A 10563-nucleotide genomic window follows, 5' to 3' on the forward strand; every position below is an offset into this window, starting at 1 on the left:
GACACCTTAGCCGGGACCGTCCTGGTGATCAGTCGTTCGCGTTTCTCAGCAGGGTCAGGTTGTGTTCGACCTCCTGCCGCATGATCTCGCTCGCCCGTCCGGCCTCGCCTCGCCGTACGGCGTCGACCAGGGCGGTGTGGCTGTCGGCGCCGGGGTCGGGGCGGTCGTGGCGCAGGGGGAGCAGCCTGACCAGGTCGACCAGGCCGTCGCGCAGCGCGGGCTCGAAGGCGGAGAACAGCTCGGTCAGCACCGGGTTGTGCGCGGCGGCCACGACCGCGGCGTGCAGTGCGACGTCGGCGGCGACGAACTCCTCGTCGCCGCCGAGGGCCGCGGCGTGCCGGGCGGCCAGCGCGTGGTCCAGGGCGGTGAGGTCGTCGTCGTCCCTGCGCAGCGCGGCCAGCCCCGCCGCCTCGACCTCCAGCAGCGCGCGGACCTCGAAGAGGTGGACGGCCGAGGCGCGGCGCAGTGTGGTCCGCAGATCCTCGACCGGCCGGACGGCGACGACGAACACCCCGGACCCCTGCCGGGTCTGCAGCATCCCGGCCCCGGCCAGCGCGCGGATGGCCTCACGCACGGTCGAGCGGCCGACGCCGAGCTGTTTGGCCAGCTCGTTCTCTCCGGGGAGCCTGGTGCCGACCGGCCAGCGCCCCGAGGCGACCTGTTCGCGCAGCGTCCGCGCCGCCTGGTCGGCCAGCGGGCTGCGGGTCAGGGGATTCAGTGTCACCTGTCCAAACCTCTCAGGTTGTCTGAGGAGTTGTTTCGGGGTTAGTCTACCCGGCATGACACCGCGTGCTCTCCTTCTCGGCCGCCGCGGCGGGGCCTGACCTGACCGGCACCCCGTCGCGGAGTGCCGCTGTGCCGCCGGTCACCACGACGGCCCAAAGGAAACCCCCGTGATCTGGAACACCCAGCGCCCCAGCGCGATGCCCTCCTTCCGTTACCGCCCGGCGCACGAGCGCGTCCCGCTGCCGCCGGTCGAACGCGCCTGGCCTCTTCGCCGGATCGAGCACGCCCCCCTGTGGGTGCCGGTCGACCTGCGCGACGGCAACCAGGCCCTCGCCGAGCCGATGGACCCCGCCCGCAAGCGCCGCATGTTCGACCTCTTCCTCGCCATGGGGTTCAAGGAGATAGAGGTCGGCTACCCCTCCGCCAGCCAGACGGACTTCGACTTCGTCCGCCACCTGGCCGAGGAGGACCTGGTGCCCGACGACGTCACCGTGGTCGTCTTCACGGCCGCCCGCGCCGACCTGATCCGGCGGACCTACGAGTCCGTCGCGGGCCTGCGCCGCGTGGTCGTGCACATGTACACCGCGACCGCGCCGACCTGGCGCCGGGTCGTCCTCGGCCGGGAGCGCGACGAGCTGCGCGACCTCATCCTGGCGGCGGGCCGGGACGTCGCCAGGGGCGCGGACGCGATGCCGGAGGGCTCGGTGCGCTTCGAGTTCTCCCCCGAGGTCTTCAACCTCACCGAACCCGACTACGCGCTGGAGGTCTGCAACGCCATGTCGGAGCTGTGGGACGCCTGCCCGGACCGGCCGGTGATCCACAACCTCCCGGCGACCGTCGAGATCGCCACCCCCAACGTCTACGCCGACCAGATCGAGTACATGGACCGCAACCTGGCGCGCCGTGACGGCGTCATCCTGTCGGTCCACCCCCACAACGACCGGGGCACCGGCGTCGCGTGCGCGGAACTGGCCCTGCTCGCCGGGGCGCAGCGCGTCGAGGGATGCCTGTTCGGCAACGGGGAGCGCACCGGCAACGTCGACCTGGTCACCCTGGCGCTCAACCTCCACGCCCAGGGGATCGACCCGATGATCGACCTGTCCGACATCGACGGCGTCCGCCGTACCGTCGAGCACTGCAACCGCATCCGGGTCCACGAACGCCACCCGTACGGCGGGGACCTCGTCTACACGGCCTTCTCGGGAACCCACCAGGACGCCATCGGCAAGGGGCTGGCCCATCACGCCAGGCGGGCCGCCGAGCTGGGCGTCCCCGTGGAACGGGCCCCCTGGGACGTGCCGTACCTGCCGATCGACCCCGCGGACGTGGGCCGCGACTACGAGGCGGTCATCCGGGTCAACAGCCAGTCGGGTAAGGGCGGCGTCGCCTACGTGCTGCGGACGGCCCACGGCCTGGACCTGCCGCGCCGCCTGCGGATCGAGTTCTCCGGGGCGGTGCAGCGCGCGGCCGACCGCGACGGCGGCGAGATCGGCGCGGAGGGACTGTGGGACCTCTTCCGGGCCGAGTATCTCGACCGGCGCGGCCCGGTGACCCTCGGTTCCTGGCGGGTGAGCGAGCCCGAGCCGGGCACGCACCTCTTCACCGGGGAGTTCCGCGTCGGCGGGGAACGGGCCGAGCACACGGGGACGGGACAGGGGCCGCTGTCGGCCCTGACCCGGGCCCTGGCGGAGGTGGGGATCGAGATCGACGTCCTCGACTTCGCCGAGCACGCGCTGGGACAGGGCCGTGACAGCCACGCCGCCGCCTACGCGGAGTGCCGGATCGGCGGGGTGACCCGCTGGGGGGTCGGACTCGACGCCTCGGTGCTCACCGCGTCCGTGCTCGCCGTGCTCTCCGCCGTCAACGCCGTGCTCTCTCCCGAGGGCGCCCGGGACGGGGCGGCCGCTTTCGGCTCCGGCCGCTCCCCGGAAACGGGTTAGAAGTCGGTGATCCTGCGTTCCTCCGGCGGCAGCAGGAGCACTTCGAGCGCCCTGGCGCAGGCCCGCGCGTGCATGGCGAACCAGCCGATCCGCGTGTCGGTGATGACCTCGGGCGTCGAGCGCACGGCCAGCGCGTACCTGACCTGCTCCGCCCGGTCCAGGACCGGGACCGCGAGGGTCCTGATCCCGTGGGAGGACTCGCCGTCGTTGAGGGCGTATCCGGCCTTGCGTACCCGCTCTATCTCGGCGCGCAGTTCCTCCGGGTCGACGATGGTGCGTTCGGTCTGCGGACGCAGCGGGCCGAGCGCGGCGACGTCGTCCTCTCCCGGCGGGGCCCAGGCGAGCAGGACCTTCCCGAGCGCGGTCGAGTGCAGCGGCCTGCGCAGGCCCGTTCCGTCATCCGGGTCGACCGAGCCGCCGATCAGGATCACGGCGTGGGGGCCGTTGCGGATCGCCAGGTCGACGGTGGCGGAGGTGGCGTGGGCGAGCTGGCCGAGCTCCGGCGCGACCCGGTGCAGACCCCGCTGGTGGAAGGAGAGACGGCCGAGCTCCGTCATCGAGGGGCCGAGACGGTACCTGGAGGTCCGCGCGTCCTGTTCGAGGAAGCCGGTCGACACCAGCGCGCGGGCCAGCCGGTGCGCGGTCGAGGTGGACAGTCTTGTCCTGCGGGCGAGGTCGGAGGCACTCAGCGTGGGACCTCCGTCCCTGAAGCAGGCCAGCACGCTCATGGCCCGCTGTACGGCCTGCGTGCCGGACGGGACCCCGCTCTTCTCCATATTCCCACGATATAGGAAATATCCGCATGTCACCGGGTTGAGGTCCGGACTTATCACCTGCTTTGCGTGGTTTTGTTCCCACATTATGGGATAAAGCGCATTTCCTGCTACTTTAGTGGTGAAAAACGGGAGGGTTGGTCCCCTCCTCCCGGGCATGTCCCAGGGCGGCCTGCGCGTGAGGGTGTCTGCCGCGGCAGGATGCTCAAGAAGGTATGGCGTAATGAGATGGCCCGCCGGTGGCGACCGGAATCGGACGGGGCGTCCGACCCCATCAGCCATGTTTCAATGCCCCGTCGTTCTATATCGCGAAGTTATGGAAATTCGTGGGGTACTCCGCCATACCTCCTCGGTGTCAGCTTTGGTCCAGCCCAACTGTCAGGGCTCCTTGCATCCCTCTAACCCCCCAAGGGACACCGAGAGGAGTCACCCCGCGTGAATCCCAAGGTCAAACTGGGCGCGGTGGCCATGCTGGCGGCCGCAGCCATGACCACTACGTCGATCGTGAGCGCCACGAGCGCCACCGCGGCACCGGCGAACACCGCGGCCCGCACTATAACGGCGGAGGCACCCGGCTTCACCAAGCCGACCCCCCAGGGGCAGAAGAACGCCATCGCCCTCGCGGGCAAGGCCATCGCCGCCCAGGAGAAGAGCCTCGCCAAGAGTGAGGACGATGTCTTCACCCTGGAGAAGGCGACCTCGGTCGGCGGTGCGCAGTACCTCGCCTACAACCGCACCTACAAGGGGCTGCCGGTCTACGGCGGTGGCGTCGTCGTCGCCACCGACGGCGCGGGCCTGACGGTCTCGACCCTTGAGACCGCGCAGAAGACCGAGCTGAACCTGGACGTCAAGCCCTCGCTCTCGGCGCGCAAGGCCGCGAACAAGGCGCGCACCCTGGTGGCCAAGGTCGAAAGCGTCACCACGCCCAAGCTGGTCGTGCACGCCCTGGCTGAGACGGGCGCTCCCCGCCTGGCCTGGGAAGTCGTCGTCAGCGGCAGCTCCAAGACCGCCCCGAGCGTCCAGCACGTCTACGTCGACGCGCTGAACGGCTCGATCCTGAGCAACTGGGACGCGGTCAAGATGGGAACCGGTAACGGTTTCTACAACGGCCAGGTCACCATCACCACCACCCCCTCCTACACGATGCGGGACAACACCCGCAGCGGTCTGGCGTGTGGTGGCCAGGGCGGCACGCCGTACACCAAGAGCACCGACAGCTGGGGCAACGGTCAGGGAACCAACCTTGAGACCGCCTGCGTGGACGCCTACTGGGCCGCGCAGAAGGAATGGGACATGCTCAAGGACTGGTTCAACTACAACGGCTTCAACGGCCGTGGTGGTGGCTTCCCGGCGCGGGTCGGCCTGAACCAGGTCAACGCGTTCTGGAACGGCTCCTACACCAACTTCGGCCACAACCAGGCCAACACCCAGCAGGCGACCCCGATGGACGTCGTCGGCCACGAGTACGGTCACGCCATCTACCAGTTCGCCGGTTCCGGCGGCGGTGGCGGCGGCGGCAACGAGGACGGCGGCCTCAACGAGTCCACCGGTGACATCTTCGGCGCCCTGCTTGAGCACTACGCCAACAACTCCAACGACCCCGCGGACTACACCGTCGGCGAGGAAGTCAACCTCGTCGGCCAGGGGCCGATCCGCTACATGTACAAGCCGAGCACCAACGGTGACCCGGACTGCTACAGCTCGCGGATCCCGAACACCGAGGTGCACGCCGCGGCCGGCCCGCAGAACCACTGGTTCTACCTGCTGGCTGAGGGCACCAACCCCGGTGGCGGCAAGCCGGCCAGCCCCGTCTGCGCCGGCCCGTCCAGCCTGACCGGCATCGGCATCCAGAAGGCCGGCCAGATCTACCTGGCCTCGCTGCAGCTGCGGACCACCTCCAGCCTGACCCACGCCCGGGCTCGCTCGGCGACGCTGGCCGCGGCCAAGCAGCAGTTCCCCAACAGCTGCACCGAGTTCAACGCCGTCAAGGCCGCCTGGACCGCCGTCAGCGTTCCGGCCGTCTCCGGTGAGGCCACCTGCACCATCCAGAACCCGAACGACTTCTCGATCGCGGTGAACCCGGCCACGGTGAGCGTCCAGGCCGGCTCGTCCGCCTCGGCGACCGTCAACACCGCGGTCACCGCCGGTAGCGCGCAGAACGTCGCGCTGACCGCGACCGGCGCCCCCGCCGGGACCACCGTGAGCTTCAGCCCGTCCAGCGTCACCGCCGGTCAGTCGTCCTCGGTCAGCATCGCCACCTCGGCGAGCACCCCGACGGGCAACTACACCATCACCGTCAACGGTGCGGGCAGCTCGGTCAGCCACTCCACCACCTTCAAGCTGTCCGTCACCGGCCAGCCCGGCCAGGACGACTTCTCGGTGTCGGTGAACCCGGCCTCCGCGACGGTCAACGCCGGTGGCTCGACGAGCGCCACGCTGTCCACCGCGGTCACCTCCGGTAACGCGCAGAACGTCGCGCTGAGCGCCAGCGGCGCCCCCGCCGGGGTCACCGTGAGCTTCAGCCCGTCCAGCGTCACCGCCGGTGGGTCCTCCACGGTCAACATCTCCGCCTCCTCCAGCGTCCAGGCTGGTAACTACACCATCACCCTCACGGGCACGGGTGCCTCCGCCGCCCACGGCACCAGCTTCGCGCTGACCGTCAACGGCGACACGGGCGGCACCACCTGGCAGGAGTGGAAGCAGTACAACGCCGGTGACGTCGTCACCTACAACGGCGCCAGCTACCGCTGCCTCCAGAGCCACACCTCCCTGCCCGGCTGGGAGCCGCCGAACGTTCCGGCCCTGTGGCAGGCGATCTAGTCTCTGACTGATCGTTCACACAACTGAAGACCGGGTACGGCGGGCGGGCATGGCCGCCCGCCGTACCTCTTTTCCAGGAACGGTCACACGCCCCAGGGCGGGTGACCGTTTCGCGTGGGCGGGTCAGCGCAGCAGTACGGCGGCGCCCTCGACGCGGTCGGCGGCCAGGTCGGCGAGCGCCCGGTCGGCGGCCTCGAAGGGATAGGCGACGGTCGTCACCTCGGGGGGATGTCCGGCGGCGAGCTCCAGATAGGCCCGCGCGTCGGCGCGGGTGTTGGCGGTGACGCTGCGCAGCGTCCGCTCCTGGAACAGGTGGCGCCGGTAGTCCAGCACGGGGATGTCGCTGAGGTGGATGCCCGCGACGGCGAGGGTGCCGCCCCGGTCCAGGGCTTCGAGCGCGACCGGCACCAGCTCTCCGGCGGGCGCGAACAGGATCGCCGCGTCCAGTGGCTCCGGCGGGGCCTGCGCCGCCTCCGCCGCGGAGGCGGCCCCCAGCCGCAGCGCCAGCTCGCGGGCCCGCGCCGAGCGGGTCATGACGTGCACGGTCGCGCCCTGCGCCACGGCCAGTTGCGCGGTCAGGTGCGCCGAGGCGCCGAAACCGTAGACGCCGAGCCTGCCGTCGGGGGGCAGGTCGCTGCGGAGCAGGGCACGGTAGCCGATGATCCCCGCGCACAGCAGCGGGGCGAGTTTCTCCGCGGACGGCCCCTGCGGCAGCGGGTGGACGTAGTCCTCCGGGGCGGTGAGGTATCCGGCGTAGCCGCCGTCGGCGTCCCAGCCGGTGTAGGTGGACGACGGGCAGAGGTTCTCCGCCCCCCTGAGGCAGTGGCGGCAGCGCCCGCAGGTCGAGCGGAGCCAGGCCACGCCGACCCGGGTGCCGCGTGGCAGCCGGGAGGCCCCCTGGCCGTGCCCGGCCACCCGGCCGACGACCTCGTGGCCGGGTACGGTCCCCGGCCGCCTGGGGGGCAGGTCCCCCTCCGCCAGGTGCAGGTCGGTACGGCAGACGGCACACGCCTCGACCTCGACCAGCACCTCACCGGGACCCGGTTCCGGGACGGGCAGCCGGACCCGCTCCAGGGGGCGCGTGGCCATCGGCCCAGGGCGGGAGACGATCCAGGCGTCCATCTCGGCCGGGCTCCCGCCCAGGGTCACGGGGTGTTCCTGATCCGCCGCCCGGTGATCTCCACTGGGACGATCTTGATGTACAGGTCGCGCTCTCCGCCCGCCCAGGGGGCGACGCCGGACTTGGCCGCCGCCTCCCGTTCCTCGCCGGTGACGTGGTGGGCGCCCCCGCGGGCCAGCACACTCCAGCCCTCGCGGTTGACGTCGTCGATCCGGTCGACCTCGAACGCGATCTTGAACTCGACGCCCCGGACGCCCGTGCGCAGGCTCTCGTCCAGGGTGCCGCCCAGGGAGGTACGGAAGATCACCGCGCCCTCGCGCAGCACGTAGTTGACCGGCAGGATCGCGGGACCGCCCGCCTCCTCGAAGGCCACCCTGCCGACGCCCCCCGGGGCGATGAGCCGCAGGCACTCCTCGGTCCCCAGGGGTTCGAGACGGGCGTGGGGGCCGGGAGCCCCGTGGCCGGGCGGCAGGTCGACGGTGCCGCCGAGCAGTTCTTCCGGGCTCGTGTCCAGGGCGGCGGCCAGCCGTCTGACGGTCTCCGCGGTCGGGGAGGCGGTCGTCTCCTCCAGATAGCCGAGGTATCCGGAGTCGATCCCGGCCAGCGCGGCCAGCCGTTCGCGGGTCATGCCGAGCTCCTCGCGTCTGCCGGTCACCCGTCGGCCCAGGTCGCCGGGTGCCGTCGCACGTTCGGTCATCGCAGTCTCCAATGGCAGGTGAGGGGCGTCCGGGGCTCCGGCGCTCTCTTTCTGCCTGCCTCCCCCCGGTGGGCCGCCCTAATCCGGCCCCGGCTCCGTGGCAGGGGGCATGGGGGATCTCGCAAAATCTACATTGTAAAGCGAGGGGGTCCTGTCGATTGGAGAAAGGCCGCCGGGGCCGCGCCCGGAACGCGACGGCCGGGTATCCTGTAATGCCACTTTTGGTAATTATGGTGATGTACGTTCTTTTTGAACGGCTTCGTAGTGCCAGGCATGCGGTGTGACCTGCGCCGTGAGGCTTCTCCGCGCGTCCCGGCCCTCTTGGGGGTAGAGTCCGGAGAAGTGGTGATTTGCGGCTTTTGGTGAGCAAGGTTCTGGGCCACGCCCCGGAACTCTTCCCGCGGGTCCCTCGTTTGGGGTAAATGTGGGCCGTACTATAAACCCTCATATATATGCATTAGATCGGTGGGCATATTGCATTGTTCCGGCATGGGCCCCGGGGCGGCCGCACGGAGCGGTGACCGGGACCGGCAGGTGCCTGGGCAGGGCGAGGGGCGGCGTCCGGCGAGGACGGCCGGGGGCCGGACGCCGGGAAGCACGAGGCCGGGCCCCACGATGGATTCGACACCGGACCTGAGGTGCTGCTGAGCCGATGACGGAAGACAACCGGTTCCGTGACTACGCCGCGCCGGGGGGCGACTTCACCTGGTCGCCGCCCTCGCGCAACGGTCAGAGCCCCCCGAACCCCCCGGCCTCTCAGGAAGACGAGACCCAGCCCGTGCGGGTGGGCACCGTGCTCACCGGCGGCGACTCCGGCGTCGAGCCCGCGGACAGGAACGGGGACGGGCGGGAGAGCGGTCCTGAGCATCCCCTGCCCGGCGGTCCCAACGGGACACGCGCCTACCGGAGCCCGGCCGGTCGCCGGGCCGCCTCCGGCGTGGGCGAGCCGGACGACGCGGTGCCGGGCGCGGAGCAGGCCCCGACGACCCCGGAGCCGAGCCCGGGCTCCTACTACAGCGAGTGGACCGCCAACGACCCGACGGACGTGTTCTCCGCGATCCGCGGCGCAGACCGCGATGCCGGCCGTGACCGTCCCGGCACGCGTGAGCCCGTCCACGAGGACGAGGAGGAACGCCCCCGGGGACTCGGCGCCGCCTACGAACGCCTGTCGGGATCGCTCTCCGGGAGGCTGTCCGGGCTGAGACGGCGACGGGAGTCCCCGCCGCCCACAACGCCGCAGCCGGCGCCGGTGCGTGCCCCGTCCCGGCTCGACACCGACTTCACCGGCATCACCGCCTACCGGGTCCCCCGCCTGTCGCGTCCCTTCCTGTGGTGCGCGGGCGCCGACCCCGCCCTCATCCCGAACCGCAGCGAGCTGTACCGGTACTCGACGATCGGCGTCTTCGTCTGCCTGGTCTCCTTCGTCGCCGCCACGATGTTCGCGGTCTTCGCCTCGGTCATCGGCGGTGGCTTCTCCCCGGCCGTCCTGCCGTTCGCGGCCATCTGGGGCATTCTCATCTTCTGGGTCGACCGGTCGATCGTCGCCGAGCCGAGCTACGGCAAGGTGCTGTCCGGCACCGACGCCACCGGTCTGCTCGACCCGGTCGGCAAGGTCAGGAAGCCCGGCTGGCTGACCTACGTGATGCGTGGAGTCCTCGCCCTGGGCGTCTCCTTCGTCATCGCCGAGGCCGTGACCCTGCTCATCTTCCACTCCGAGGTCCGTGACCAGCTCGCCTTCAACCAGAACGCGCGCGCCGACCGGCTCGACGCCACGTTCAAGGCGGCCGACCAGGACAAACGCAAACAGCTCGATGCCAAGTACGACCGGGTCGAACTGTGCGCGACCGCCAGGAGCAAGGAGAAGGTGCGCGACGCCGCGCTGAAGAAGAAGCAGGACGAGTCGCTCGGCAGGAGGGGCGAGGGGCTCAGCGGCACCGTCGGGTTCGGCCCGATCGCCACCAAGCTGGAGGCCGACTACAACAAGGCCCAGCGGGAGTACGTCACGGCCCAGGGCAGGTGCGACCTGGCCCGCGACTCGGTCAGCAGGGAGTTCAAGGTCTACGAGGGCCAGGAACGCGCGAACCGGGAGGCCGAACGCGCCGACGTGCGCAGGAACGTCGGCTGGGTCGCCCAGGAGCAGGCCCTGCACGACTTCATCGACAACAGCGGCAGCGCCGTCGTCGTCGCCCTGCCGTGGGTGCTGCGGGTCACCATCCTGCTGCTCGACCTGCTGCCGCTCAGCGTCAAGCTCTTCGGCGGCCCGACCGTCTACGAAAGGCGGCTGCGCGAACTGGCCTACAGCCAGGCCTACGAGACGCAGCGCCTGCGCGACTCGCACATCGCCAAGATCGACATGAGGTACGACCTCGACCGGTTGAACACACGGGACAGCTACGACCGGGGACGCGAGGACATCCGCGGCCCTGGCCGGAGCGTCTCGGGGACCCGGATCGACCGCAATCCATCTCCTTGAGAACCTGAGGAGTC

7 protein-coding genes are annotated in these 10563 nt (G+C 70.8%); 3 read left to right on the plus strand and 4 right to left on the minus strand.

Annotated elements, in window-relative coordinates:
- Positions 1-28: 28 nt before the first annotated feature.
- A complete protein-coding gene (locus tag ACIBVQ_RS36890) occupies positions 29-724 on the minus strand; it encodes an FCD domain-containing protein (RefSeq protein ID WP_362918336.1) in 696 nt (231 codons plus the stop codon).
- 199 nt (positions 725-923) lie between these two features.
- Here ACIBVQ_RS36890 and leuA point away from each other — a divergent pair, with 199 nt between their 5' ends.
- A complete protein-coding gene (gene leuA, locus ACIBVQ_RS36895; RefSeq protein ID WP_399183365.1) occupies positions 924-2666 on the plus strand; it encodes a 2-isopropylmalate synthase in 1743 nt (580 codons plus the stop codon).
- On the opposite strand, the gene ACIBVQ_RS36900 is transcribed toward leuA, so the two are convergent.
- On the minus strand, positions 2663-3442 hold the full coding sequence (locus tag ACIBVQ_RS36900) for an IclR family transcriptional regulator (RefSeq protein WP_352015754.1): 780 nt from the start codon (positions 3440-3442) through the stop codon (positions 2663-2665). The genes leuA and ACIBVQ_RS36900 overlap by 4 nt on opposite strands.
- Before the next feature lie 432 nt (positions 3443-3874).
- Here ACIBVQ_RS36900 and ACIBVQ_RS36905 point away from each other — a divergent pair, with 432 nt between their 5' ends.
- A complete protein-coding gene (locus ACIBVQ_RS36905) occupies positions 3875-6259 on the plus strand; it encodes a M4 family metallopeptidase (RefSeq protein WP_399183319.1) in 2385 nt (794 codons plus the stop codon).
- A 123-nt stretch (positions 6260-6382) separates the two neighbouring features.
- On the opposite strand, the gene ACIBVQ_RS36910 is transcribed toward ACIBVQ_RS36905, so the two are convergent.
- On the minus strand, positions 6383-7408 hold the full coding sequence (locus ACIBVQ_RS36910; protein ID WP_399183321.1) for a zinc-binding alcohol dehydrogenase family protein: 1026 nt from the start codon (positions 7406-7408) through the stop codon (positions 6383-6385).
- Positions 7405-8076, minus strand: a complete 672-nt coding sequence (locus ACIBVQ_RS36915; protein WP_399183323.1) for a helix-turn-helix domain-containing protein — start codon at positions 8074-8076, stop codon at positions 7405-7407. Before ACIBVQ_RS36915 ends, ACIBVQ_RS36910 begins: the two co-directional genes overlap by 4 nt.
- Positions 8077-8728: 652 nt before the next feature.
- Here ACIBVQ_RS36915 and ACIBVQ_RS36920 point away from each other — a divergent pair.
- Positions 8729-10549, plus strand: coding sequence for a DUF4407 domain-containing protein (locus tag ACIBVQ_RS36920; protein WP_399183325.1), 1821 nt, complete (start codon positions 8729-8731; stop codon positions 10547-10549).
- Positions 10550-10563 lie beyond the last annotated feature (14 nt).

Origin of the sequence: Streptosporangium sp. NPDC049376 (assembly GCF_044466505.1) — a bacterium.
Classification (GTDB): Bacteria; Actinomycetota; Actinomycetes; order Streptosporangiales; family Streptosporangiaceae; genus Streptosporangium.

Excerpts from the sequence above, each read along its gene's own strand:
- ACIBVQ_RS36915 (WP_399183323.1), bottom strand. The coding sequence starts at position 8,076 with ATGACCGAACGTGCGACGGCACCCGGCGACCTGGGCCGACGGGTGACC.
- leuA (WP_399183365.1), top strand. The coding sequence starts at position 924 with ATGCCCTCCTTCCGTTACCGCCCGGCGCACGAGCGCGTCCCGCTGCCG.
- ACIBVQ_RS36900 (WP_352015754.1), bottom strand. The coding sequence starts at position 3,442 with ATGGAGAAGAGCGGGGTCCCGTCCGGCACGCAGGCCGTACAGCGGGCC.
- ACIBVQ_RS36920 (WP_399183325.1), top strand. The coding sequence starts at position 8,729 with ATGACGGAAGACAACCGGTTCCGTGACTACGCCGCGCCGGGGGGCGAC.